Here is a 23,873-nt window from a genome sequence, read left to right on the forward strand (position 1 = left end):
GAATGACGGCGGTATATCAGGCGCTCTCGCCGGCCAGCCGCTTCAGCGCCTTCTCCCGCCCGATCAGCGGCAATAGGGCTGCCAGTTCCGGCCCATGGTCGAGGCCGGTCAGCGCCTGGCGCAGCGGCATGAACAGCCCCTTGCCCTTGGCGCCGGTGGCGGCGGAGACGGCCTGCGTCCAGCTCTTCCAGCTCGTGCCGTCGAAAGGCTCCGGCGGCAGCAGCTCGGCCGCTTTCGCCGCGAAAGCCGGATCGGCGATGACGGGCGTGATTGCCCCCGCCACGACCTGCCACCACAGCTTCGCCTCGTCGAATTTCGTCAGGTTGCCGCGCACGGCCAGCCAGAACGGCTCCCCGCCAGCGACGCCGATGGCCGCGAGCCGATCGGCGACCGCCGCGAAGGGCATCTGGTGCAGCGTGCGGGCGCTCAGCGCCTCGAGCTCGTGCTCGTCGAACTTGGCCGGGGCGCGTGAGACATGGGCGAGATCGACGAGACCGGCGAGCTCGTCGAGGCTCGCAACGGGACGCACCGCGTCGGAGGTCCCGACCAGCACGGCCAGCGCCGCGACGGCCAGCGCCTCGACGCCGGAGTCGCGCAGGCCCCGCAACGAGAGATGGCCGAGGCGCTTCGAGAGCCCCTCTCCGCTCGCCGTGGTCAGCAGGTTGTGGTGGCCGAAGACCGGCAGGCTCGCACCCAGCGCCTCGAAGATCTGCGCCTGAACCGCCGTGTTGGTGACATGATCCTCACCGCGGATGACATGGCTCACGCCGGTCTCAATATCGTCGACGACGGAGGGCAGCGTGTAGAGATAGCTGCCGTCCTCGCGCACCAGAACCGGGTCGGAGAGCGAGGCGCAGTCGACATGGGAGGGGCCGCGCACGAGGTCGTCCCACGCCACCTCGCGCGCCTCCAGCAGGAAGCGCCAATGGGGTTTACGCCCCTCCGCCTCGAAGGCCGCCTTCTGCTCGGCGGTGAGCTTCAGCGCGGCACGGTCGTAGATCGGCGGCAGGCCGCGGGCGAGCTGGCGCTTGCGGCGGCGGTCGAGCTCGTCGGGCGTCTCGTAGCAGGCATAGAGCCGGCCGGCAGCACGCAGGCGCTCCGCCACCGCGTCATAGATCGCCAGGCGTTGCGACTGCCAGATGACCTGATCGGGCACGATTCCGAGCCAGCCGAGATCCTCGGCGATGGCCTCGGCATATTCCGGTTTCGAGCGCGCGATGTCGGTGTCGTCGTAGCGCAGCAGGAAGCGGCCGTGATGGCGGCGGGCGAACAGCCAGTTGAACAGCGCCGGCCGGGCGTTTCCGATATGCAGATAGCCGGTGGGCGACGGCGCGAAGCGGACCAGAGACGTTGTCATGACGCGGCTTATGGCGCTTTTGGCCCCGGGCGACAATCGCTCGTCTGATAAGGCGCCTGCAACCTTAGGCTGTTAACCCGTTATTAGGGTTACCAAGGCATGAATCGCTCCCAGGCAGGGCAGAACGGAGCCAGACCGTACCGCTGCCGGGGAGATCAGGATGCGCCTCCGTTCCGTCACGCGCGTGGTCGGTTCCTTTGCACTTGCCGCGGGACTCGGCGCGCCGGCCTTCGCGGCCGATTATCCGGTGCTGCGCGGCTCGCAGATCGAGGACATGCCGCAGGCGCCGTCGCTCTCGGGCGGCTCCTATAATTGGTCAGGTTTCTATTTCGGTGGCTTCGGCGGCCTGTCTCAAACGCGTTTCCGCACCGACAAGGGCGTTCTGGACATCGCCAGAGGCGCATTCAACGGTGCTTCGGTCCTGAACGAACTCGACCCGGGCCAGCTCGTCCTGTCATCGGCCCGCACCGATCGTGGTTCGACCTTCGGCGCCTTCGTCGGTTATAATTTCGCATTCGGCGATGCGATCATCGGCTTCGAGGCGGAATATTCCCGCGTCGATCAGTCGACATCCGCCTCCACTCTGGAGGCGCGGCTCCTGAGTTCCGGTGCCATGGCCATCGCATCCGTCCAGGATGCCCGATTGAACGACTACTTCAATGCCCGCATTCGCCTGGGCTACGCCTATGGCATGTGGATGCCGTATTTCACCGCCGGCGCCGCGGTCGGCCGCTTCGATACCAACGTGGCCGTCGCCGCCGATTGGGCGAATAGCAGCGGAGCCAGCTACTATGGCTGGCCACGCGTGCTCGGCGGAGCGAAGAAGGATGTCTGGGGCTACGGCTACTCGGTCGGCGGCGGTCTCGAAGCCGCCTTGACTGAGAATCTCCTTGTCCGCGGCGAGTATCTGTTCAGCAGCTTCAATGACGTCGAAGGCGTGACGGTCAATGTCAACACCGCGCGCGTCGGTGCCGCCATCAAGTTCTGACGGCATCCTCCTGCCGCAACGAAAAAGGCCGGGACATCAGTCCCGGCCTTTTTCATTTTCGTCTGACGGAGAGGCGGCTTACTCCGCCGCCTCGACCTCGGGACGCGCCCGCCCGGCCCGCTCGCGCTTGACCAGCTCGGCGACGAGGAAGGCCAATTCCAGCGCCTGCTCGGCATTGAGGCGGGGATCGCAGACCGTGTGGTAGCGGTCGTTGAGATCCGCATCGGTCATACCGCGCGCACCACCGGTGCATTCGGTGACGTTCTTGCCGGTCATCTCCAGATGCAGGCCGCCGGCATGGCTGCCCTCGGCCTGATGGACGGCGAAGAAGTTCTTCACCTCGGTCATGATCAGGTCGAAGGGCCGCGTCTTGTAGCCGCTCGCCGCCTTGACCGTGTTGCCGTGCATCGGGTCGCAGGACCAGACGACGTTGCGCCCTTCCCGCTTGGTGGCACGCACCAGCGCGGGCAGGTTGTCGAAGACCTTGTCGGCGCCGAAGCGGCCGATCAGCGTCAGCCGGCCCGGCTGGTTCTGCGGATCGAGCACTTCGATCAGCTTGAGCAGACCGTCGACCGTGGTCGAGGGGCCGCATTTCAGGCCGATCGGGTTCTTGATGCCGCGGAAGAACTCGACATGGGCGTGGTCGAGCTGGCGCGTGCGGTCGCCGATCCAGACCATGTGGCCGGAGGTGTCGTACCACTCGCCGGTCGTCGAGTCGGTACGGGTCATCGCCTGCTCGTAGCCGAGCAGCAGCGCCTCGTGGCTGGTGTAGAAGTCGGTCGTGCGCATCTCCGGATGGGTCTCCGGGTCGATGCCGATGGCGCGCATGAAGTCGAGCGCCTCGGTGATGCGCTCGGCCACCTCCTGGTAGCGATGCGAGGACGGACTGTCCTTGACGAAGCCGAGCATCCAGCGATGCGCGTTGTCGAGATTGGCGTAGCCGCCCGTCGCGAAGGCGCGGATCAGGTTCAGCGTCGCGGCCGACTGCCTGTAGGCCTCGAGCTGGCGGCGCGGATCGGGGATGCGCGCCTCTTCCGTGAAGGCAATGTCATTGACGATGTCGCCCTTGTAGCTGGGAAGCTCGACATCGCCGATCTTCTCGTTCGGCGCCGAGCGCGGCTTGGCGAACTGCCCGGCGATGCGCCCGACCTTCACCACCGGCGAGCCGCCGGCAAAGGTCAGCACCACCGCCATCTGCAGGAACAGCCGGAAGAAGTCGCGGATGTTGTCGGCCGAGTGCTCGGCGAAGCTCTCGGCGCAGTCACCGCCCTGAAGAAGGAAGGCCTCGCCGGCCGCGACCTTGCCCAACGCCCGTTTGAGCTTGCGCGCCTCGCCTGCAAAAACGAGCGGCGGAAAGCCGGCGAGCTGCTGCTCGACCGCCTTCAAGGCTGCCTGGTCCGGATAATCCGGAATCTGCTGGGCGGGCTTGGCCCTCCAGCTCTCTGGCGTCCACCGCTCGGACATGGGACTACGTGCTCCTGATCTTTCGAAGATCGCGCATCATCAACCTCTTCATGGCGCGAAGGGGCGGCTATACACCCAAGCTCGCGGAATGGCCATCGTCTGGCGGCAGCCCCTGCAGCGGGCTGCCCGGCCGAGCGTCACACGCGATCGAAAAGCCGATTCCCCGCAACGGGATAGCAACGCCGGTTGCCATGCTGATTCAGGCGCTTCACAGGCTGATTCAACCGTGGCCGCAGAAACTCTACTGGCAGTGCTGTCCCAGAAACGCGCCTCATCCCGAACGGAGCGAAGCGGAGATCCGGGATCCATCGTCGAGCGCTGCGCCTTTCGATGGATCCCGGGGCAGGCCCGGGATGACGGCGTGGTTTCGCGAGACGATCGATAACCCTACCCCGCGCGCGGCGTACGCATCGTCACCAGTTCCTCGGCCGCGCTGGGATGCAGCGCGACGGTGCGGTCGAAATCCGCCTTGGTCGCGCCCATCGTCACCGCGATAGCGGTTGCCTGGATAATCTCGCCGGCGTCATGGCCGAGGATGTGGACGCCCAGCATCTTGTCGGTCTTCGCGTCGACGACGAGCTTCATGTAGATGCGCTCGTGCCGGCCGGAGATCGTCGCCTTCATCGGGCGGAAATTGGACTCGAAGACACGCAATTCATGGCCGGCGGCGAGAGCCTGCTCCTCGCTGAGACCGACCGTGCCAACCTCAGGCGTGGTGAAGACGGCCGAGGCGATGATCCCGTGATCGACCGTCCAGGGCTTGTTGCCGAAAACCGTGTCGGCGAAGGCATGGCCCTCGCGGATCGCGACCGGGGTCAGGTTCACCCTATTGGTGACGTCGCCGACCGCGTGGATCGACGGCACGCTGCTGGTCGAGGCGGCGTCCACGACGACCTCGCCGAGCGGTCCGAGCTCGGCTCCGACCTTTTCCAGCCCGAGCCCCTTCGTGTTGGGACGGCGCCCGGTCGCGACCAGAACGACATCGGCCTCGATCGGTGCGCCCGTCGCGCAATGGGCGCGGCGGCTGCCGTCCGGCAGTTCTTCGATGCGCTCGACGGTACAACCGAGGCGGAAGGTGATGCCGGCCTCCTTCAGCGCGTCGCGCAGGCGGGTGCGGATGTCCTCGTCGAAGCCGCGCAGGATGTTGTCGCCCCGGTGCAGGAGCGTCACCGCGACGCCGAGCCGGGCGAAAAGGCTGGCGAATTCGAGCGCGATATAGCCGCCACCGACGACGAGCATGCGCTTCGGCAGCACCGGCAGGTGGAAGACCTCGTTCGAGGAAATGCCGAGCTCGCCGCCGGGGATCGGCGGATCGAAGGAGGGCCAGCCGCCGGTTGCAACGAGGATGTGGCGGGCGCGGACCAGTTGCCCGCTCTTCTGCAGGCGGACCTCATGCGGTCCCTCGATGACGGCCCGCTCCTCACGGATTTCGGCCTTCGCGCCCTCGAGCCCCTTGCGATAGAGCCCGGACAGGCGCGTGACCTCGTTGGCCACGGCGTCGCGCAGCGTCGGCCAGTCGAAGGACGGCTTTGCGGGAAGCGTCCAGCCGAAGCCGGCCGCGTCCTCAAAATCCTCGGTGAAGCGGCTGGCATAGACGAAGAGCTTCTTCGGCACGCAGCCGCGGATGACGCAGGTGCCGCCGATCCGGTCTTCCTCCGCGATCATCACGCGGGCGCCATGGCCCGCCGCGATGCGCGCCGCACGCGTGCCGCCGGAGCCGGCCCCGATGACGAAGAGATCGACGTCGTACTCAGCCATGGTCTTCTCCTTGTCGCGCGGCCGCGCCCGGACCGAACCAGAGGATCCCGGCTCCCAGAACGGCAATCCACCAGCCTTGCCAGGCTCCGTGCCCGACGACCGAAATCGCAAAGGCAGCGGCGAAGAGCGCGAGGCGCGGCGCCATCTCCCGCGCCGGCAGCCGGCGCAATCGCGCCAGCAGAAGCAGGCCTGCCGCAAGCAGAATGCCCGCCCCGATCGCTCCGGTCTCGACCCATGCCTGCAACGGCATGTCGTGAGGGTGCCCCACGCCCAGGAGCACCCTATGCTCCGGCGCCACCTCGGCCGCCACCGGGTGCCGGTCCATGCTGGCCGAGGTGCCGAAGCCGGCGCCGGCGATCGGCCGTACCCGCACCACCTCGCCGAAACTCTGCCAGATATCGATACGAGCCTGCCCGGTCATGACAGCGAAACGGTTCAGGATCACCGAGGGTAGCCAGTTATGGGCGGCAAGGCCGAGAACCGGCGCCATCGCCATAGTCAGGACGAGCCCGATCGCGGCGGCCGTCAGCATCAGGCGCGGCCAGTAGGCCGACGCGACCCAGCAGACGAGGCAGACCGCAACGCCGAGCCGCGCCGAAGCGCTCTCCGAGCGCAGCGCCAATGCGGCCACGGTCAGTCCGAGCAGGACTGCCAGGATCCGGTCGGAGCGGCGCGCGGCCGGCATATGCCAGAGACCATGGATCGTGGGCACGGCGAGCACCAGCGCCGTGATGGCTGGGCGATTGAAGACGAAGCTCATCAGCTTGCCGATGCCGAGCTCGGCCCGCTGCGACAGCCCGGAGGCGAGCTCGACCATGGCCAGCAGACTGGCGAGGATGATCGCGACCGCAAGCGCGCGCAGCCATGCGGGCTGCGGCCTGAACCGGCCCGAAGCCGCAATCGCGAGCGCGAAGACCGCCGGCAGCACAAGCTCCGCCCAGGCCCGCAAGGAGGCTGCCGGCCTGTGGCTCCACAGGATCGAGAGAAGGGCCCAGGCGAGGAAGGCGGCCAGCGCCAGCCCCAGCGGGGTCGCGAGCAGGCTCCGCAAGCGCGCGACGACTTCGCCCGCCCGGCCCGCCGCGACAGCAGCGGCGATGAAGGTCATGGCGCCGAGGCCGAGCATCAGCGGCGCGGAGCGATTGGCGAGCCACATCGCCAGCGGCATCAGCACCATCAGCACCGAGCCGGCCGCCACGAGACGGGTGGAGAGAAGCGAGGAAGTCGAGACGGCTTCCTGGCCGACTGGAAGGCGGGGCTGGCTCATGGGCTGCGATTACGCGATCGGGCCGATCTTCGCCAGAGGCGCGACCGCAACCCGGGCCGTCGAAACCCGGCACCATGACGCCTGCAACGAAAGACGTAGAACTTCGGCAAAGGGGCCAGCTCACCCCGGAATCATATCATCCGATTATGTAATCAGGCGTAATTGACGCCCGGCGCGGCATGGTGCCACAGGGCAAAGGCAACCCTAAAAAACTCGCGGCAAAGCCGCACAGCGGAGGAAATCCATGCTGACATCGGTCCTCAAGCGCGGCGCCCTCGCGGCCGTGGCCCTCGCGGCGCTCTCGACGGCAGCCTTCGCCCAGGTGAGCGAGCTCAAGATCATGGCTCCGGCAGCTCCCGGCGGCGGCTGGGACGGCACCGCGCGCTCGATGCAGCAGGCGCTGACCGCGGCCGGCATCGTCAAGAGCGTGCAGGTCAACAACGTCACCGGCGCCGGCGGCACCATCGGCCTCTCCCAGCTCATCGGCGCGAAGGGCGACGGCCATCAGCTGATGGTCAACGGCTTCGTCATGGTCGGCGCGATCCTGCTCAACAAGTCGCCGGTCAACCTGACGCAGGTGACGCCGATCGCCCGCCTCACCGCCGAGGCCGAGGTCATCGTCGTGCCGACGGAGTCGCCGCTCAAGAGCGCCAAGGACCTGGCCGAGCGCCTGAAGGCCGACCCGGCCAAGGTGACCTGGGCCGGCGGCTCGGCCGGCGGCACCGACCACATCCTCGCCGCGCTGTTCGCGCAGGCGGTCGGAGCGGACGCCAAGAAGATCAACTACATCCCGTTCTCGGGCGGCGGCGAGGCACTGGCGGCCATGCTCGGCGGGCGCGTCACCGCCGGCGTCTCCGGCTATGGCGAGTTCGAGGGCCAGATCAAAGCCGGCAAGCTGCGCGTGCTCGCGGTCTCGTCGGGCAAGCGCCTCGAAAACGCGCCGGACGCCCCGACCCTCAAGGAACAGGGCATCGAGCTCGAGCTGCTGAACTGGCGCTCCGTCGTCGCTCCTCCCGGCCTCTCGGCCGAGCAGACCAAGGCTCTGACCGACACGGTCGAGAAGATGGTCAAGTCGAAGGAGTGGCAGGAGATCCTCAAGGCCCGAGGCTGGGACGATTCCTTCCTGGCCGGCGCCGCCTTCGACAGCTTCCTGAAAGGCGAGATCGAGCGCGTCTCCAAGGTGATGACCGAAGTCGGGCTGGTGAAGTAAACCGACCGGCACCGTCGATATCTCGGGGGGCCGGGCAACCGGCCCCTTTCTCAACGCCAGAAGCGCCTCCAACTCTTCTCCCGTCGCCTTGTCGCCGCGCGAACCGGAGCCGCTTCGCCCGACAATGCGCGAAGGCGCCAGCCTCCACCAGGGGAACGCCATGACGAACGAGACCCGCACGCAAGGCGCCGACAAGCCGGCCCTGATCGTGGGCGTGCTGCTGCTGATCGTCGCCGCCCTGATCGGCTATGACGCCTCGCAGCAGACCATCACGTCGAATTACGGCGTCGGCCCCACCGCCATGCCCTATGTCGTGGCTGCCGGATTGACCATTCTCGGGTTGGCGCATTTCGTCGTCGCCTTCCGCGAAGGGCTGCCGAAGCCCGATGCTGCCGACGGTACGGCCCTGCTCTGGATCGCGGGCGGGCTCATCTTCCTGATCGCCTGCATCGGGCTCGGCGGCGGCTTCGTCATCGCCATCGCGGTCGTCTTCGCCTGCACGGCGCGCGGCATGGGGCGGCGGGCGCTTGCCGTCGATGCCGCGATCGGCTTCGTGCTCGGCCTCGCGATCTTCCTCGTCTTCGCCAAGGTCCTGACGCTGATTTTGCCGGCGGGACCGCTCGAACAACTCTTCCTCTGAGGCGGGCCGGATACGATGGAAACGCTGCTTTCGCTTCTCCACGGCTTCACGGTCGCGCTCGAACCCTCGAAGCTGCTGTTCTGCCTGATCGGCGTCTTTCTCGGCACCGCGGTCGGCGTGCTGCCCGGCATCGGCCCGGCGCTGACGGTCGCGCTCCTGCTGCCGGTCACCTTCAAGCTTGACCCCGCCGGCTCGCTCATCATGTTCGCCGGCATCTATTACGGCGGCATGTATGGCGGCTCGACCACCGCGATCCTGCTCAATGCGCCGGGCGAGAGCGCCTCGCTGGCAACCGCGCTCGAAGGCTCGAAGATGGCCAAGGCGGGGCGCGGCGGCCCGGCGCTGGCGACGTCCGCCATCGGCTCCTTCGTCGCCGGCCTGATCGCGACAATCGGCCTCGCCTTCCTGGCGCCGTGGCTGGTCGAGGTCGCGGTGAAATTCGGCCCCTGGGACTATTTCGCGCTGATGATCGTCGCCTTCGTCACGGTGTCGGCGACCTTCGGCGACTCGCCGCTGCGCGGGCTGACCAGCCTGTTCATCGGCATCGCGCTCGGCCTCATCGGCATCGACAAGCTGACCGGGCAGGCCCGCCTGACCTTCGGCGTGCCGGAGCTGCTCAACGGCGTCGAGGTGACCACGCTGGCCGTCGGCCTGTTCGCGGTGGGCGAGGCTTTCTACGTCGCCTCCAAGCGCTCCCACGCTCCGGAGGAGATCATCCCGATCAAGGGCTCGCTCTGGATGACCAAGGAGGACTGGAAGCGCTCCTGGGCGCCGTGGTTGCGAGGCACCGCCTTCGGCTTCCCGATCGGCGCCCTGCCCGCCGGCGGCGCGGAGGTCCCGACCTTCCTCAGCTATTCGACCGAGAAGCGGCTCTGCAAATATCCCGACGAGTTCGGCAAGGGCGCGATCGAGGGCGTCGCGGGGCCGGAAGCCGCCAACAACGCCTCCGCCGCCGGCACGCTGGTACCGCTGCTGACGCTCGGCCTGCCGACCTCGGCGACCGCCGCGATCATGCTCGCCGGCTTCCAGCAATACGGACTCAACCCCGGCCCGCTCCTTTTCGCCGAGAAGCCGGACCTGGTCTGGGGCCTGATCGCCTCGCTGTTCATCGCCAACGTCATGCTGGTGATCCTGAACCTGCCCCTGATCGGGCTCTGGGTCAGGCTGCTGGCGATCCCGCAGCCCTGGCTCTATGCCGGCATCGTCGTCTTCGCGACGATGGGCACGCTCGCGGTCAACGGCTCGCCGGTCGAGCTCGCCATGCTCTTCATCTTCGGCTTCATCGGCTATCTGATGCGCCGCTACGACTATCCGGTCGCGCCGATGGTGGTCGGGCTCATCCTCGGGCCGATGGCGGAGCAGCAATTGCGACGCGCCCTGCAGATCAGCCTCGGCGACCCGATGATCCTGCTGGAGAACCCGATCTCGGCGACGCTGCTCGGCATCGCCGCGCTCGCCCTGATCGCACCCTTCGCGATGAAGGGGCTGAACCGGTTCAAGGCCTCGGAGGACTGACCAGGCCGAGCCTGAACAGGCTCTCCCCGGTCGCGACCAGCGCTTCCGCCGCCGGTCGCGGCTGCCAGCCGAGCATGGCGATCGCCTTGGCGCCCGTCGCGGTCTTCTTCCGTCCGAGCTCAGGCGTCGCAGCCTGACGGGCCGTCGCGCTGAAGCGGGCGACGAGGCGCACCAGCCAGTTCGGCAGCACGACGGTCGAGACGCGGTCTGCGCGCTGGCCGAGCCCCGCCTTCAGCGCCTCCGCGATGGCCCGCATCGTCATGAAGTCGCCGGCCGTGGCCAGGAAGCGCTCGCCGGCGGCGGCAGGGTCGGTCATCGCGCGCAGATGCAGCTCGGCGACATCGCGCACATCGACCACGCCGAACATGAGCTGCGGCACCGCGCGGAGCTTGCCCTCGAGCATGGTCCGGATCAGCACGATCGAGGCCGAGAGATCCGGCCCGAGCAGCGGGCCGAAGATGCCGACCGGGTTGACGACGGCGAGTTCCAGCCCCTGCCCTTCGCCGTCGACGAAATCCCAGGCGGCCTTCTCGGCCAGCGTCTTCGATTTCGGATAGGCGGCGAGCCCCGGTGCGGCGGGATCGGTCCAGTCGCGCTCGTCATAGGGGCGGTCGAGCGGGCGCCCATAGCCGATCGCGGCGAAGGACGAGGTCAGGACCACGCGCTTGATACCGGCGCGATGCGCGGCGCGCAGCACGCGCAGGGTGCCCTCGCGGGCCGGCCGGATCAGCTCGTCCTCGTCGGGGGGCGCCGCCGTCAGAAGCGGCGAAGCGACATGCAGCACATGGGAGCAGCCCGCGACGGCCGCGTCCCAGCCCGCATCGGCCGTCAGATCGGCAATCGCGACCTGAAGCCGCCCGTCGAGCTCGGCCCCCGTAGCGGCCAGGGTGGCCCGCAGGCCGGCCTCGCGCGCCGGCGAGCGCAGGGTCGTGCGGACATCGTAGCCGGCCTTCAGCAGAGCGAGGATGCAATGGCCGGCGAGAAAGCCGGAGCCGCCTGTCACGAGAACGGTCTGGCGGGTCATGCCGAGGCTTTCCATCGCAGGGAGGAAGGGCGGTCAAACACGCTGCGCTTCGCAGTCATGCAGGGACATAAACCCTCCGCCATCGAAGAAAAAAGGCCGGCGGATAATCCACCGGCCTTTCCGAATTCCTTGCAGTGCGGAGCCGCACCGCACGGCTGCGTCAGAGCGTATGACCGCGCTTGCGCATCTCCTGCGAGAAGCGGTCGAACAGGTAGTTGCTGGTCTGGACGCTCCAGGGCTCGAGCTCCTTGAAAAGCGCCTGCATCGCCTCGGAGCGCAGGCTGGTGTAGCGCTTGCCGACATCCGAGTTGAAGAAGGCCGAAACCGCCTTGAGATCGGCCTCGGTCATCTTGCTGGCGAAGATCGCGGCGGCGGTCTTCGTCATCTCCTCGGCGCGCCTGTCGGCCTCCGGCTTCAGCTCGGCGACGACGGCTTCCATGTCCTTCTTCGCTTCCGGCCTCGTCGCGATGAGCTGCTTCGCGCTCTCCTCGAACTCGCGGTAGATATTGTCGATATTCTGCGTGACGCCGGTCAGAGTCATGACCTCGCGGGCCGCCTGCAGATGGCTCGGCGCCAATGCCGGCGCCTGGGCGAAGGCGGGAGCGGCGCAGATGAGCGCCAGGCCCAGAAGCGCGCTGGCGAGAGAGTGGCGGATCATACGTTCAAAACCCCTTCGTCGTTGAGGAGCCGACCGGAGCCCGGCTGCGCCTCCGGACCCGCGGCCCGATCTCGTTCGCGCGTTCCTTAGCGTGGATCGCGTCGGAATGGAATCACTCGATCCGGCCGAGCAGCTTCAGCCCCTCAGCGCCGGCCAGGATGGCCCCCGCCGCGAGGCCGATGAACAGGCCGTGCTCGACCACGCCCGGAACCGTGTTGAGAGCCTGAGCCAATAATTCCGGCTGATCGATGGCGCCGAGATGAGCGTCGAGGATGAAATGACCGCCATCGGTCAGGAGCGTGCTTCCATCCGGGCGCAGGCGCAGCTTCAGTTCTCCGGCCGCGCCGGACGCCGTGATCGCGATCGCAACCGCCCGCCGCGTCGCCTCCAGCCCGAAGGGCACGACCTCGATCGGCAGGGGAAAGCGGCCGAGCCGCGGCACGAGCTTGCCGTCATCGGCGATGACGATCATCCGTGCCGAAGCCGCCGCGACGATCTTCTCGCGCAGCAACGCCGCGCCGCCGCCCTTGATCAGGCGCAGTTGCGGATCGACCTCGTCGGCGCCGTCGACCGTCAGGTCGAGTTCGGGCGTCTCGTCGAGGGTCGACATCGGGATGTTCAGGGAGAGAGCCTGGGCCTGCGTCGCCTCCGATGTCGCGACGCAGATGATTTCGAGCCCCTCGGCGACACGCCGGCCGAGCAGGTCGACGAAATGCTTGGCGGTCGAGCCCGTCCCGAGCCCCAGCCGCATGCCGGGCCGCACCAGATCGAGCGCGCGGGCGGCGGCCTGCTTCTTCAGTTCGTCGGCGTTCATCGTCCTGCCCGGGCGTCGGTTTGAGCGAGTGGTTGATTTGAGAAGGTCAGACCCATCCGCAACGGATGACGGCGCCCTCCTGCCGCGCCGGAGCGCGAGAGTCCAGCCCTTTAAAGTCCAGCCTTGCGGCCCGCCACTGCGCTATTTCGCCTGGGGCGTGCACACCGTCTTGTCGTCGAAGACGTAGCAGATGCTCATCTCGCCGGTGCGCAGGTTGACGCGGAAGATGCCGCCCTCCTTCTCGTGCCGGGAGGGCATCAGCCCGTATTCGCCCGGCGTCTGCGGCCCCGCCCCCTCGCCGGCCGGGAAGCAGATGGTGATGCCGACGCCGCCTTCCTTGAGCTGGAACTGGCAGGCGCCGACCTCCCCGGTCGCCCTCTCGATCCGGTAGACGCGGTTGAGATCGTTCTGCGGCGCCGGCGCGAACTCGAAATTGCCGGCGAAAGCGGGGCCGGCGACAACAAGCGACAGGAAGGACCAGCGCAGGGCGCGCGCGCCGCGCAGCGGCAGCTTCTCGACCATCTTCGACATCACAAGGTTCCCTGCCGCGCCGACCTGCGGCGAATCGAGCGCAGGATAGCATCTTGCCGGGCGGATTTGAGGTGGCGTCTGGCCGGGTTGCGCCCGACGCGCTTGCCAAGCCGGAGCGAAAAACCTTTAAGCGATCGCCATGCGGCCGGATCAATCGGCCTGAGGGAAAACGCGACCATGAGCCTCGCCCCCATCGTCGTCTTCGATCTCGACGGCACCCTGGCCGAGACGGCGCCCGACATCATGCGCACGCTCAACGTCATCCTCACGCAGGAGGGCCTGCCGGCCCTGCCCTACGAGCGGGCCCGCGAACTGGTCGGCGCCGGCGCCCGCGCGCTGATCGAGCGCGGCTTCAAGGTCTCGGGTCGCCCGCTCGACGCGGAGACGCTGGAGCGCCTCTTCCAGGACTTCCTGACGATCTACGCGCAGGACGTCGCCTCCAGCAGCCATCTCTTCGACGGCGTGCTCGGCGCGATGGACGCCCTGACCGGCGAAGGCTATGCGCTCGCCGTCTGCACCAACAAGCCGATCCTGCACACGCGGCTGATCCTCGACCATTTCGGCATCACCGACCGCTTCGCCTCGGTGGCGGGGCGCGACACCTTCCCCTTCTTCAAGCCCGATCCGCGCCATCTCACCCTGACGATCGAGGCGGCGAAGGGCGATCCGAAGCGAGCCGTGATGATCGGCGATTCGCGCACCGACATCGCAACCGCCCGCGCTGCCGGCATCCCGTCGATCTGCGTGCCCTTCGGCTATACCGACGTGCCGATCGAGACGCTGGAGCCGGATTTCATCATCCAGCATTTCGACGAGCTTCCCGCCGCCGTCGCGCGCGCCCTCGATCCGGTGGCGATCGCGTCCTGAGCGCAGAACCGTCCTTGACGGCACCGGGCGCGCCGACTAGGAGAGGCCCGTCCGGGCGATTAGCTCAGCGGTAGAGCACTCCCTTCACACGGGGGGGGTGACATCAATCGCTGCATCTGGTTACCTCCGGGCCGATGGTTCACATGAACCACGGGCGATTAGCTCAGCGGTAGAGCACTGCCTTCACACGGCAGGGGTCGCAGGTTCGAACCCTGCATCGCCCACCATTTATACGGCGTCGAATTTCCGCTTGAGGCGCTCGAACTCAGCGCGCTCCGTCGCATGCTTCGCCTCAAATTTCTTAATCTCGTCTAGGCGCTTGATCGCCTGCTCGCCCCGATAGTTCGGACGGATCAGGCTTGCGTGATGGTTTGGCGCGAACTCAAAAAGCTCAGCCCACCCATCGGGAGCGGAAAAGGCCTTACCCTTATCGCTCTTAAACTCGATCCAATTCCTAGACGTATCAACCCCAGTCATCTCCCACCGATGATTGATCTGGGTAATGTGCCCCGCCAGCAGCAATACTTGCGCCTCGGTCAGCTTATAGGGCCATTCCGGGCGCCTATCGTCAGCCGCAGTCATCACTTCACCTTCCTAGCCGCAGCCAGCGCAGCCGCGACCACAAACCGCGAGACCGGGTGCCCGGCACGGTCAGCTGCTGCCTGGATCAAAGCCTTCTCGGCCTCGGTCACTCGAATATAGAGGCGGTCTGATTTGCTATTCATCGTGCGCCCATTGTGCGCACGAGATGAGCGCGCCGTCAAGCGGTCTTTCGAGGTATTTTCGCAATGGAATCAAGTTCCAACAGGTCTGCGGCTTCGCGCAGGAACTGCGGAGAATACTTTGCGTAGACGCGTTCGGTGATGCGGCTATCCGAGTGGCCCAGGAACTGCGCGATTTCTTCCATCCGGCGGCCGCCTTCGGCCATCCAGACGGCTGCCGAGTGGCGCAGAACGTGCGGCGTGACGAACGTCAGGTCCGAGCGCTTGGCGGCGGCTGCGATACCCTTCTTGACCGAGCCGACCTTCTCGCCCGCCCATTCGATCACATAGTTGCCGATGGAGCCTTTCTTTGCCTCAGCAAGAGCGGCACGAAGGCTGCGATTCATCGGGACGGTGGGGCGATTCTTGCGCCTGTTTCCGCTCTCGGTCGAAAGGTCGATCAGGCCGCGCTCGAAATCCACCCGATTCCACGTCAGATCCAAGATGGCGGACGTGCGCGCTCCTGTTGTCATGGCGATGATGACGAATCGCCGCAGATGCGGATGCTCGCACTTGGAGAGAAAAAGGTTGAACTGGTCGCGCGTCAGAAAGTCGCGCTTTGGTGCCGGCTGGCGCGGACGCTTCACATAAGGTGCTTTGGCGATCAGCCCCTTCTTGACGGACCACGAAAACACAATCCGCAGATGGCCCAGCTCGGTCCAGATCGTTCCGTCCGACCTCCCCTGCCCTCGCCTGGCGGCGATGTGCTCGTCGATGAGCGCATCTTTGACTGCCTCCGGCGGCAGGTGGAAGAAGCGCTCTTTCAGCGCCTTCTCCTCATGGCCCATCGTCACCGCGACCGGCCGGCCTTCCGCATGCTTGCGATACGCCGCCCATAACATCCCGATGGTCTGCGGGGCGGCCTGAGTCGTCGCCCGTGTCTGCGCGACCTCAAAATCGACTAGGAGGCGGTTGGCCTCCGAACGGTCAGCCGTGCCAAGCGAGCGGCGTTGTCTGCCGAGCTTTTCATCAACCCATGTGACGGCGAACTTCCCTCGGTAGAGGCACAGGCGATACTCTGGCATTCGTATTCCTCCACAGCGTCCATCGAGATGCGAAGGAGCTTGCCCCCTACCCTAAAGGCGCGAAGCCGGCCTGCGGCAATCTGGTTTCGGATATGACGCTCTGAGCACTGCCAGCGTTCTGCCAGCATGGTTGGTGTCAACGGGCGTCGATCGACGACGCGTTCTGCGCTCTCCCCCCTCATGGCGTGGCCTTTGGGGCGGGGGGAATGCAGGCTCTGACGCGCTTGGCGAACCAATCGGCGGCGAGCAATTTAGCGCCATCCAACGTTGTCTTGGCGCCCACGAACCCATCGCAGAACATCACTGCGTACGTGTCGTGCGCCTTCCAGCTCTTCCATTCGATCGAGAATTTTCCGAAGGGAGTTTCGGCCAGCACATGGTCGTAGAAGCATGACTTGCCGTTCGGAGGGGCCGGTTCAGTCCAGACGAGTTCAGGCTGCCACGCCTCTGCCTGATAAGCGGTGATGGCGGCGCGGGCGATACGCGCTGCCTTGAGCCGCCGGATTGTTTCAGGAGAGGCAGAAACCAGTTCGATGGTATCGATCTCGCCTTCGATAGCCCTCGCCACCGCCTCGACGATCTTCTCATCATGAGTCATGGGCGGTCCTTTGAGTTGGCATCCGCGAGACCGGCTTTGCTGTCCTCCAGAGCCGAAAGGGCGCGCAGGCAGGCGGCTAGGAGAGCGCGGGCGGGGGACATAGCCTCAGCAAGAACCGCTCGGTCATCGCGCCAGCCCGCCGGCCAAACGTGGCCGTAGCACGGGCCTTTTCGACCCGTGGCGCTCCACTCCCACCCCGGCAGCTTCTGCCCGATCAGAGAGACGACGGCGTCCAATGATCCGGTATAGCGGGGCAGCCAGCTAGGGTTCGGGGCGGTGTGGGTAACGATGTGCTCTGCGCTGACGGATAGCCCGGTCGAAAGGAAATCGTAGATCGCTCCGTCAATGACGCGATCAGCCCCTTCCCCTTCCTCTACGCGCGAGATGAGTGAGGAGAGGGTCATGGGGTGAAGCCCGCTAGCTTGGCGATTGCTCGAAGAAGATCTGCATCCCGGATGCGGCTGATGTGCTGGCTTAGCCGATACGAATGCTCGCTGACCCACAGCGCATCCTCGACATCGTCGAGCCCGAACAGGTGAACAGGCGCTCCTTTAGGGTGCTTCTCGCCGCGACCCGACCAGCCTACGATCCATGATCGGCTTGTCTCTCCGATGACCTCGCGAGGCACGAAGAAATGGCGCGGATCAGGGCCGCTGTGCTGGCGTAGATAAACGCGGTTGTTCACGTCGTGGATGAACACGACGCAGCCGACGTAAATGTCGCTCCGGCGGCGGACCGCTTTGCCCGGCTCCAAGCTTCCCCAACGAGGCCATGCAGGCGCCTGAGTCTCGCGGATGCCACTCATAATCACCTTCCCTCCCCATCGACGTGCTCGTACAGGTCTGGCTCCGCCTTCCCTTCAGCCATGACGCGACGGACGATCCAGATCAGGGCCTCGATAGCGAGCCAGCCAACCACGCAGTAGAAGGCCGTAGCGGGCGTGATGAGAGGTTCGTGCCAGTTCATGCCGACACCTGCTCGGTCTTCGGCGTCAGCATCGCCTTGAAGATTTCGATCGAGGTCTTGCGCTCGACTACGGGGCGGTAAGCATAGGAGTGGTCACCCTGGTACCACTCATGATTGCCCGGCTGGTCCAGTTCGTCGAGGCAAAGCATGACTTCGCCGTCATCATCCGCCTCATAGACGCGGCTGACCGTGTAAACGCGCCCCTTCACGGGCTTTTCGAAGGGATAGCTTGCATGGTAGTGGCCATCATCCACACACACGACTTTCTGTCCGACGTAGAACATCACCGCACCATGATTTCGAGGAGCTGAACGGCGCCGTAGACGCCAAGCATGAAGAGGCAGAAGCACATCACCTTCAGAGCCTGGGTTCCAATCGGGTCTGACGGCCATGCTGTGGGCTGGGGGATGTAGAGGCGATTCAAGGCGTGATCCTCCGTGCAGGAAGGGGCCTGGCGAGAGGAGCCGACGCGCGCCGCTGCGGAGGCCGCTTGTCGAAGCCTCGGGATTGCAGAGAGCCGGCGGGCGTGTGCGTCCCGGTGTGGCGATCCTGACGGCGCCGCGCCTTCGCGATGTCGGTTGCATCGCCCTTCGTCTTCAGACGGTGGCACGGACGGCAGAGCGGGCGCAGGTTGTCGTCGCTATCGTCACCGCCGATTTCCAGCGGAATATGATGGTCCAGATCGTACCCGCGCTCGTCAGTTGGCTGGAAGCACATCTGACAGGTCTTGTTGAATCGCAGCCAGATAGCGCGTCGGGCGGTGTCGGAGCGCTTACGCCGCATGGCTGGCCTCCCGGTCGTCAGCAAAGACGACGCCGTGCTGCGCGCCGAACGCGAAAATCAGCTCGATGAGGTCGGTCATCTCCTGCTTCGTCAGATCCGACGACGAGCGGCCGATATTGACGAAGCCGGTTCCGTCCAGATTGGGGACCGCCCGCAGCTCACGCTTGAGGCCATCGAGGAAGATCAGCTTCCAGTCGTCGGGCTTGAGCGTCAGGCCATGCCACGGAACTTGCCGGGCGATGTCGGTCAACATGGCCCACATGCGATCGTTCTGCGGAAGGCTGCGCTTGCTGGCCTTGAACTCGCAGCGCGTGCCGGCAGGTGCCTTCATGACCCATGAGGCGGCACGGCTGCGAGCCATCGGGCTATCGAGGATGACGAGGGCGCGAGACATCACGCCGCCTCCTTGCGCTCATAGAGCGCCGTGAGGCTCGCTACCTTCGCGTCCAGTTCGACCAGGAACTTGCCGACTTCCTCCGCAAGCTCCGCAATCATCGCGTCGTTGCGCTCTTCGCGGCAGACGAACAGGCGCATGCTGTCCGGCATCCGAGGATCGTAGCTGACGAAGTCGCACCACAGTCGGCCTGTGCAGGCCATCTGCCATTGCATCTGCGTCTCGTATTTCGCCGGGATGCTCCGGCCCAACAGCGTGTCGATGTGCGTTGCTGTGTTCGGGCATTTGATCTCGACAAGCCCGTCCTCGCCCACGAGGCCGTCAGGGCTGGCGCCGCTGTCCGAAATGGTCGGGTGGGGAACGAACCCGACCTGAGTGACTTCGGCATCTGTCAGGAACTCGTACAGCGCACGCGCTTCCGGCTCCTTTTCGGTTCCCCATGCCATGGCCGCGTTGGTGTAGCGTTCGGCCGGCGCGCCAGTCAGGCGCTCAGCGATCAGTTCGGCCATGTAGTTGGCGCGGCTGGCGCCGTAGCCGGTCTTCGTCTTGGCGACGACATCAGCGACGCGGGAGGCCGTGACCTTGCCGACGCGGATCGCCAGCCATTCGGGGCTGCCCTGAACAAGCTCATCCACGGCGCTGCTCCTTGCGCTTGAGCATCGCCACGAGGCCATCGAACTTGTCAGCCGCGATGGACTCTATGTCGTCGGCGCGGACGTAGGTCAGCACGCCGCGCTGATCCGAGTTGGTCGCCTCGATCAGCTCACGTAGGAGCATCGCCTGCTCCTCGGTGATCGTCTGGACATCGGCCGCGCCAGCCTTCCGGCCGTCATCGTCTTCCGATGCGGCCAAGCCGAGCGCCTGAACCAGCGTGTAGCGCTGGAGGTAGGTCAGCGTGCTGCCGATGGCCTGGATTGCGTTCTTGTTGCCGGTGGCGTCAGCAGGGCCGGAAAGCGTCGTTTCCTCGCTGTGGCCGTCCTTGTGGGACAGGATGCAGGTGACGTTGATCCGATCCGTCTGCGTGGTGCGGAAACGGTAGGACAAGCCGAACTCGCTGATGATCGGGTCAACAGCCTTGGCGATGGCGGCAAAGTCCGCGTATCGCTTGCCGTTGTGGCCCTCGCGGTTCTTGAGCACCGGCTGAATGCCAGCTTTGGCGTCCGCCACGGCCTCGTCGAAAGCCTTGCGGGCCTGACTAGCCTCATAGCGCTCGCGGAGGCCCATGAGCTTTTCCAGCGTCTCGACGCTTGCGCCCCTCTCGACGGCGAGGCTCAGCATGTCAACCGGTGTCATAGCGACGGCGCGGGATGGCTGCTCGGTGTGGATGGTGAGGGCTGCTTCGGTCATGTCACTTCACTCCCAGCTCAGCGCGGAGGCGCGCATGGGTGGCTTCTCGGAGACGGCGGGAAAGGTCTTTGACCGGGCGATGGTGCTTGCGGGCTCGGTCAATGGCGTTGCGGAGTTGCTCAACCTGAGGGCCAAAGACCTTGCGGGCCTTCCAAGCTCGCCAGAGGATGAGAGCGCGGCGGACGAGGGTCGTCATGACGGCAGCCTCCGCATGTCGGCAGCGATCCAGTTGAGGACGCGCAAGCAGAGCGCCTTGCGCGCTGAGCACCCAAGCTTGTTGGCAGCGACGAGAGCGTGGCGGACCGAATGCCGGGCCGTGCTCAGCAGCAGGGAGCGAGACTTCGGCGCCTCATCGGCTGTCGGCAGACTGCGAAGATCGCACTGAGCCCAGCCGATCCAGGTGTTGAAGCTTTCGAGGGCGACCGCGTTCATCACGCCACCCTCGCGAAGATCGACCGATGATCCCGAGGCGCCGTGTAGGCGTAGCTCTGGCCATCGTCGGGGAGAGAGGCGGTGTAGGCTTCCTGAAGCTTCGCCTTTCCGGCGTCAGTCAGCGCCCATGCCGAGATGTAGTCGGAGATGCAGGTCGGGACGGCCACCGCATGGTCATCCGACACCAGCCGGCGGACGCTCTCGATCTTGAATCCGCGCAGCCCGTTCGATGCCTCGATCAGCAGCGGTTCGCAGATGCAGAACGCACCGTCGATGTGGAAGTCGTCGTGGCGGAAATCGAATTCGCGGTAGGGGGTGGCCATCACTCGACCTCCACCAGTTTCCCGCCCAGAGCGCGGTAGGCCGTGTTGGGCTTCAATCCGTCCTTGCCGATGCAGCCGGTAGCGAAGCCAACGCACTTACCGTCAATGAATTCAGCAAGGCTGACCCACGCGCCGTCAATGCCGCTCGCGGTTGTGCCGGGGCCGGCAGACGCGATGACCGCATCCCGGCCCGTCGAATTGATCCGGGCGGAGTCGCCGCTGCTGCCGATCTGGGCGTAGTCGCCGCTGCTGCCGATCTGGGCGTAGTCGCCGCTGCTGCCGATCTGGGCGGAGCAGCCGCTGCTGCCGATCCGGGCGTAGTAGCCGCTGCTGCCGATCTGGGCGGAGTAGCCGGCGGCATCCGCAGTTTTGCCCCTCGTCAGATCGACGATGCGTTCAACTGCCTTGCGGATGAATTCCGGCAGCGAGAGCTCCATCTTGATCGAGATGGAAGCCGAGGCGATCTTCGTACCCTTCTCCGTCTTCTCCTCGTCGGTCGCGCCGGTCTGTTCCGTGATGGCATAGCGCGTCAGACGGCCTTCATCGTCGATGATCGGGTAGAAGTCCCAGACATGGAGAGGGGCATCCATCGAGACGGCGTGGAAGCCGTTGCGGCAGGCCTTAACGTCGCCCTTCACTTCGTAGGTCTTGCCGACCTCGAACTGAAAGCCACGGCATTTGAACTCGTGGTCGAAGCCCTTGATCGAAGTGATTGCGGCTGCCTCCTTGGCGGGGGCCTCAACCTTGTCTGCCTGCTTCTTCGCCTTGGTGGCCATTGCCGCCGTCTCCTCTGTTCGTGAGGAGATAAAAGCATGGCTTACATTTTGATGCAAGCGAAAATGTAAGGGCAGCTTTCTTTTTTATGCGCCGCCGAATTTTGCTGATTCGCGACTCGACTCTTAACGCGCCGTCTGGCTAATTAAGAACATATCAAGAACTAAGGCAGGGCTGGCTATGAGTATGGGTTGGTCTGGGGAGGTTCCGCTTGCTGATATTCCGGCGCTTCAGATCCGCTGCGAGTGCTGCGGACACATCAAGCGGATGCAGGGACGCGACCTGCGCGCCATCGCGGCAAAGGGCATTCTAACGGTGCAGCAGCTCAAGCCGAAGCTGCGATGCTCGCAGTGCGATCAGCGGGATATGTATCTGCTGCCGATCCTGAGGGCGGCGGAGTAGCAACGCCTACCGCTCAAAAAGATCAGGGAAGCGAAGCTTAATCAGAGCCTCAATCTGCCTACTAATGGCTCTGAGCTGGTACGAGATCCCAACGAGGATTCCGAGGCCAATGGCCAGCATTATTTCAGTGGTGCTCATCAGGCATCCCCGCGCAATTCTTCATCGGGGATGACCCGCCACACCTTCTTGATCTCATGGCGTCCAAATTCGAGAATGCCACGAGGATTATATTGCTCCACTGTAATCTTGCGCGAGTCGATAGCCGTCAGAAGTTTGATGAAGGATTTGCCGGGCCGACCTTCCTCGGTCGGCTTCAGCTCGATCACCACATGGTCCTCGATAGCCGGCGGCCGGTCTTCGATATAGACGCGCACCCCGTGCTTGAAGCGAGGCCACATACTCGTGTTAGTCACGCGCAGAGCGTAGACATTCTTCCGATCCAGGATGCCAATCGGCCGCTTAACGCGGTCGATGACCTGGCCGTTCATCTCGAAAGCGGCATCATCCTCGCCATCGCCGCCCATCGTGACGCCTAGCTCCTCGATATCATGAGGGCCGGTAACTCGTGGCCGCCGAAACGGCCCTTGCTCATACTCGACGTTCGACTCAACCAGCCCTGTCGAGCCAACTGCGGGTGCGGTTACGGAATTATCCGCCTCCCCCTGTTCCTTCCAATTGAGGATGGAAGGCCCGAGGAGGTTGGCGAGAGCGAAGAGGTTGTCGGTGGAGGGGTACGTTTTGCCCGTCTCCCACTGATTGACGGCCGGGTGCTTGACCTTGAGCGCGTCGGCAACCTGCTGCTGGGTCATTCCAGCCGCCTTGCGCGCCCTTCTAAGGATGGCTTTGAACTCAATTTCCATGCAGCGCATGGTAAGCGGCGCTTTCACGGCTTCAATGAAAGTATCGCTTGCATCAAAATGTAAGTTAGTCTTATATTCGTCGCCATGACGGATATCGCACTCAGAAAAGCCATCGAAGCCGCTGGAGGGCCTGTCGCTCTTAGCCGGGAACTTGGTGTCTCGTCGCAGGCCATTGCTCAATGGAAGCAAGCGCCTCCGCTTCGCGTCATCGACATCGAGCGCATCACCGGCATCTCGCGACACGATCTGAGGCCCGACGTTTTCGGCGCCAAGCCCTCTGAAGGGAGGGCGGCATGAGCGATCAAGTCGTCACCCTGATCGAACGCATCCTTCGCACCCATGCGGAGGAAGACGAGATCAAAGCCGATCGCAAAGAAATCTATGCCGAGGCCGCCTCGCACGGCTTCGACAAGTCCGCGCTCGGGCTCGCCGTTCGCACGATCCGCCAGCGTGGCAAAGCTGAGACGCCGGCCGCCGTCGAGCGTCAGACGATCGCCGATGTGTACATCGAAGCCTTCGACGCCTCGCAGATACGTGTAGGTGCGCGTGAGGAGGCAGCCTAGATGCGCCATCACCTCATCATCCATCGCTTTGTCTCCGACGATGAGCCCGCATCCACCCGGATCCAGTTCCGAAAGGAATTCGATGTCGCGCTTGCCCGCAGGATGCTCCGTGAAGGCAACACTCTCTCCCAAATCGGAGAGGCGATGGACCGGCATCCCGCAAGCGTTCGGCCGGCTCAAAAAGCTCGGCCTTGGCTATCTGATCTCCGACCCGGTTCGGGTTGGCGAGGTCAGATCGAAAGGTCAGCTCAAGCGCTCTGCGGAGAAGGGTGCCTGACATGACCATCCTCGGCTTCTTCGTTTCTGTCTCTCTGGGCGCCTGCATCGGGGTCTTCATCGCCGGCCTTCTGGCTAATGCGAAGGACGACCCGGCATGACTGCCTATCGCTTCATGCTGATCTTCGCGGCCAGCCCTGCGGCGTTCTTCGCCATCCGCCTGCTGGAGCTACGCGGATGAGCATCACCCTTCCTCGCGTGGAGTTCCCCTCCCGTTCGCTGCGCGAGTGGCGGGGCGGCCTCATCAGCCGTCCCGCCTGCCTCTTCCATGCGATCCCG

The 23,873-nt window shown here is 65.3% G+C and carries 31 protein-coding genes, 1 tRNA gene and 1 pseudogene; 9 read left to right on the forward strand and 24 right to left on the reverse strand.

The annotated features are described in order from the left end of the window. Positions 1-16: 16 nt before the first annotated feature. Positions 17-1,357 carry a glutamate--tRNA ligase gene (gene gltX / locus IED13_RS00800; protein ID WP_191123042.1) on the reverse strand — a complete coding sequence of 447 codons (1,341 nt, stop codon included), beginning with the start codon at positions 1,355-1,357 and terminating at the stop codon, positions 17-19. A gap of 160 nt (positions 1,358-1,517) precedes the next feature. Between gltX and IED13_RS00805 the strand changes: the two genes are divergently transcribed. Next, entirely contained in the window at positions 1,518-2,345 is an 828-nt protein-coding gene (locus IED13_RS00805; RefSeq protein WP_112764081.1) for an outer membrane protein, read from the forward strand. Positions 2,346-2,423: 78 nt separating this feature from the next. Here IED13_RS00805 and IED13_RS00810 read toward each other — a convergent pair whose 3' ends face one another. The 3 genes from IED13_RS00810 to IED13_RS00820 form a co-directional block, all read right to left on the reverse strand. Then, positions 2,424-3,809 carry a class II 3-deoxy-7-phosphoheptulonate synthase gene (locus IED13_RS00810; protein WP_038361792.1) on the reverse strand — a complete coding sequence of 462 codons (1,386 nt, stop codon included), beginning with the start codon at positions 3,807-3,809 and terminating at the stop codon, positions 2,424-2,426. A 387-nt stretch (positions 3,810-4,196) separates the two neighbouring features. Further along, positions 4,197-5,567, reverse strand: a complete 1,371-nt coding sequence (gene gor / locus IED13_RS00815) for a glutathione-disulfide reductase (RefSeq protein WP_112764079.1) — start codon at positions 5,565-5,567, stop codon at positions 4,197-4,199. Then, entirely contained in the window at positions 5,560-6,831 is a 1,272-nt protein-coding gene (locus tag IED13_RS00820; RefSeq protein WP_191123043.1) for an O-antigen ligase family protein, read from the reverse strand. Before IED13_RS00820 ends, gor begins: the two co-directional genes overlap by 8 nt. A 244-nt stretch (positions 6,832-7,075) precedes the next feature. On the opposite strand from IED13_RS00820, the gene IED13_RS00825 reads away from it, so the two are divergent. From IED13_RS00825 to IED13_RS00835, 3 genes are all read left to right on the forward strand, one after another. After that, positions 7,076-8,041, forward strand: a complete 966-nt coding sequence (locus IED13_RS00825) for a Bug family tripartite tricarboxylate transporter substrate binding protein (RefSeq protein WP_038361787.1) — start codon at positions 7,076-7,078, stop codon at positions 8,039-8,041. A gap of 160 nt (positions 8,042-8,201) precedes the next feature. Continuing rightward, the gene (locus IED13_RS00830; protein ID WP_038362557.1) at positions 8,202-8,681 is read left to right on the forward strand and encodes a tripartite tricarboxylate transporter TctB family protein; all 480 of its coding nucleotides are present in this window, start codon (positions 8,202-8,204) and stop codon (positions 8,679-8,681) included. Positions 8,682-8,696: 15 nt separating this feature from the next. Beyond that, positions 8,697-10,196: a tripartite tricarboxylate transporter permease gene (locus IED13_RS00835; RefSeq protein ID WP_038361784.1), complete on the forward strand. Its 1,500-nt coding sequence runs from the start codon at positions 8,697-8,699 to the stop codon at positions 10,194-10,196. Here IED13_RS00835 and IED13_RS00840 read toward each other — a convergent pair. The 4 genes from IED13_RS00840 to IED13_RS00855 form a co-directional block, all read right to left on the reverse strand. Continuing rightward, positions 10,177-11,220, reverse strand: a complete 1,044-nt coding sequence (locus tag IED13_RS00840; protein WP_191123044.1) for an SDR family oxidoreductase — start codon at positions 11,218-11,220, stop codon at positions 10,177-10,179. The genes IED13_RS00835 and IED13_RS00840 overlap by 20 nt on opposite strands. Positions 11,221-11,380: 160 nt before the next feature. Next, the gene (locus IED13_RS00845; protein ID WP_038361780.1) at positions 11,381-11,878 is read right to left on the reverse strand and encodes a DUF2059 domain-containing protein; all 498 of its coding nucleotides are present in this window, start codon (positions 11,876-11,878) and stop codon (positions 11,381-11,383) included. A gap of 112 nt (positions 11,879-11,990) precedes the next feature. Further along, a complete protein-coding gene (rpiA, locus tag IED13_RS00850) occupies positions 11,991-12,692 on the reverse strand; it encodes a ribose-5-phosphate isomerase RpiA (RefSeq protein WP_191123045.1) in 702 nt (233 codons plus the stop codon). A gap of 141 nt (positions 12,693-12,833) precedes the next feature. Then, a complete protein-coding gene (locus IED13_RS00855; protein ID WP_081925338.1) occupies positions 12,834-13,214 on the reverse strand; it encodes a hypothetical protein in 381 nt (126 codons plus the stop codon). A gap of 186 nt (positions 13,215-13,400) precedes the next feature. Here IED13_RS00855 and gph point away from each other — a divergent pair, with 186 nt between their 5' ends. Together gph and IED13_RS00865 are read left to right on the forward strand one after the other, a co-directional pair. Further along, positions 13,401-14,090 (forward strand): phosphoglycolate phosphatase, encoded by a 690-nt coding sequence (gene gph / locus IED13_RS00860; protein ID WP_142020410.1) that lies wholly within the window; start codon positions 13,401-13,403, stop codon positions 14,088-14,090. Between the two features lie 152 nt (positions 14,091-14,242). Continuing rightward, a tRNA-Val gene (locus IED13_RS00865) sits at positions 14,243-14,317 on the forward strand. Position 14,318: 1 nt separating this feature from the next. On the opposite strand, the gene IED13_RS00870 is transcribed toward IED13_RS00865, so the two are convergent. The 15 genes and pseudogenes from IED13_RS00870 to IED13_RS00940 form a co-directional block, all read right to left on the reverse strand. Then, positions 14,319-14,672, reverse strand: a complete 354-nt coding sequence (locus tag IED13_RS00870; protein WP_191123046.1) for a hypothetical protein — start codon at positions 14,670-14,672, stop codon at positions 14,319-14,321. After that, positions 14,672-14,815: a type II toxin -antitoxin system TacA 1-like antitoxin gene (locus tag IED13_RS29305; protein ID WP_191123047.1), complete on the reverse strand. Its 144-nt coding sequence runs from the start codon at positions 14,813-14,815 to the stop codon at positions 14,672-14,674. Before IED13_RS29305 ends, IED13_RS00870 begins: the two co-directional genes overlap by 1 nt. A gap of 35 nt (positions 14,816-14,850) precedes the next feature. Continuing rightward, complete coding sequence (locus IED13_RS28510) at positions 14,851-15,876, reverse strand: tyrosine-type recombinase/integrase (RefSeq protein WP_210323448.1); 1,026 nt, start codon at positions 15,874-15,876, stop codon at positions 14,851-14,853. A gap of 14 nt (positions 15,877-15,890) precedes the next feature. Beyond that, a pseudogene (locus tag IED13_RS29310) lies at positions 15,891-16,058 on the reverse strand (hypothetical protein); the annotation flags it as partial. Beyond that, on the reverse strand, positions 16,055-16,474 hold the full coding sequence (locus tag IED13_RS00885) for a hypothetical protein (RefSeq protein ID WP_191123049.1): 420 nt from the start codon (positions 16,472-16,474) through the stop codon (positions 16,055-16,057). The pseudogene IED13_RS29310 and the gene IED13_RS00885, both read right to left, overlap by 4 nt. A 400-nt stretch (positions 16,475-16,874) precedes the next feature. Beyond that, the gene (locus tag IED13_RS00890; RefSeq protein ID WP_191123050.1) at positions 16,875-17,279 is read right to left on the reverse strand and encodes a hypothetical protein; all 405 of its coding nucleotides are present in this window, start codon (positions 17,277-17,279) and stop codon (positions 16,875-16,877) included. Positions 17,280-17,281: 2 nt separating this feature from the next. Beyond that, positions 17,282-17,440 carry a hypothetical protein gene (locus IED13_RS00895; protein WP_191123051.1) on the reverse strand — a complete coding sequence of 53 codons (159 nt, stop codon included), beginning with the start codon at positions 17,438-17,440 and terminating at the stop codon, positions 17,282-17,284. Next, a complete protein-coding gene (locus IED13_RS00900; protein ID WP_210323449.1) occupies positions 17,437-17,727 on the reverse strand; it encodes a hypothetical protein in 291 nt (96 codons plus the stop codon). The genes IED13_RS00895 and IED13_RS00900 overlap by 4 nt, the downstream gene beginning before the upstream one ends. Positions 17,728-17,860: 133 nt before the next feature. Beyond that, on the reverse strand, positions 17,861-18,223 hold the full coding sequence (locus IED13_RS00910; protein WP_191123054.1) for an HNH endonuclease: 363 nt from the start codon (positions 18,221-18,223) through the stop codon (positions 17,861-17,863). Continuing rightward, positions 18,213-18,617, reverse strand: coding sequence for a recombination protein NinB (locus IED13_RS00915; RefSeq protein WP_191123055.1), 405 nt, complete (start codon positions 18,615-18,617; stop codon positions 18,213-18,215). The genes IED13_RS00910 and IED13_RS00915 overlap by 11 nt, the downstream gene beginning before the upstream one ends. Further along, entirely contained in the window at positions 18,617-19,252 is a 636-nt protein-coding gene (locus tag IED13_RS00920) for a lambda exonuclease family protein (RefSeq protein ID WP_191123056.1), read from the reverse strand. The genes IED13_RS00915 and IED13_RS00920 overlap by 1 nt, the downstream gene beginning before the upstream one ends. Next, positions 19,245-19,964, reverse strand: coding sequence for an ERF family protein (locus IED13_RS00925; RefSeq protein ID WP_191123057.1), 720 nt, complete (start codon positions 19,962-19,964; stop codon positions 19,245-19,247). The genes IED13_RS00920 and IED13_RS00925 overlap by 8 nt, the downstream gene beginning before the upstream one ends. 192 nt (positions 19,965-20,156) lie before the next feature. Further along, on the reverse strand, positions 20,157-20,396 hold the full coding sequence (locus IED13_RS00930; protein WP_191123058.1) for a hypothetical protein: 240 nt from the start codon (positions 20,394-20,396) through the stop codon (positions 20,157-20,159). Beyond that, positions 20,396-20,719 carry a hypothetical protein gene (locus tag IED13_RS00935; RefSeq protein ID WP_191123059.1) on the reverse strand — a complete coding sequence of 108 codons (324 nt, stop codon included), beginning with the start codon at positions 20,717-20,719 and terminating at the stop codon, positions 20,396-20,398. The genes IED13_RS00930 and IED13_RS00935 overlap by 1 nt, the downstream gene beginning before the upstream one ends. Further along, positions 20,719-21,495: a DUF7666 domain-containing protein gene (locus tag IED13_RS00940; RefSeq protein ID WP_191123060.1), complete on the reverse strand. Its 777-nt coding sequence runs from the start codon at positions 21,493-21,495 to the stop codon at positions 20,719-20,721. The genes IED13_RS00935 and IED13_RS00940 overlap by 1 nt, the downstream gene beginning before the upstream one ends. A 265-nt stretch (positions 21,496-21,760) precedes the next feature. Here IED13_RS00940 and IED13_RS29035 point away from each other — a divergent pair, with 265 nt between their 5' ends. After that, on the forward strand, positions 21,761-21,895 hold the full coding sequence (locus IED13_RS29035) for a hypothetical protein (RefSeq protein ID WP_260368261.1): 135 nt from the start codon (positions 21,761-21,763) through the stop codon (positions 21,893-21,895). 137 nt (positions 21,896-22,032) lie between these two features. On the opposite strand, the gene IED13_RS00950 is transcribed toward IED13_RS29035, so the two are convergent. Then, positions 22,033-22,935, reverse strand: coding sequence for a helix-turn-helix domain-containing protein (locus IED13_RS00950; protein ID WP_248312400.1), 903 nt, complete (start codon positions 22,933-22,935; stop codon positions 22,033-22,035). Here IED13_RS00950 and IED13_RS00955 point away from each other — a divergent pair. Both IED13_RS00955 and IED13_RS00960 read left to right on the forward strand, forming a co-directional pair. Continuing rightward, positions 22,840-23,052, forward strand: a complete 213-nt coding sequence (locus tag IED13_RS00955) for a transcriptional regulator (RefSeq protein ID WP_191123063.1) — start codon at positions 22,840-22,842, stop codon at positions 23,050-23,052. The genes IED13_RS00950 and IED13_RS00955 overlap by 96 nt on opposite strands. After that, the gene (locus IED13_RS00960) at positions 23,049-23,318 is read left to right on the forward strand and encodes a GapR family DNA-binding domain-containing protein (protein WP_191123064.1); all 270 of its coding nucleotides are present in this window, start codon (positions 23,049-23,051) and stop codon (positions 23,316-23,318) included. Before IED13_RS00955 ends, IED13_RS00960 begins: the two co-directional genes overlap by 4 nt. The last annotated feature ends 555 nt before the right edge of the window (positions 23,319-23,873 follow it).

This window comes from Allobosea spartocytisi, assembly GCF_014764685.1.
Classification (GTDB): domain Bacteria; phylum Pseudomonadota; class Alphaproteobacteria; order Rhizobiales; family Beijerinckiaceae; genus Allobosea; species Allobosea spartocytisi.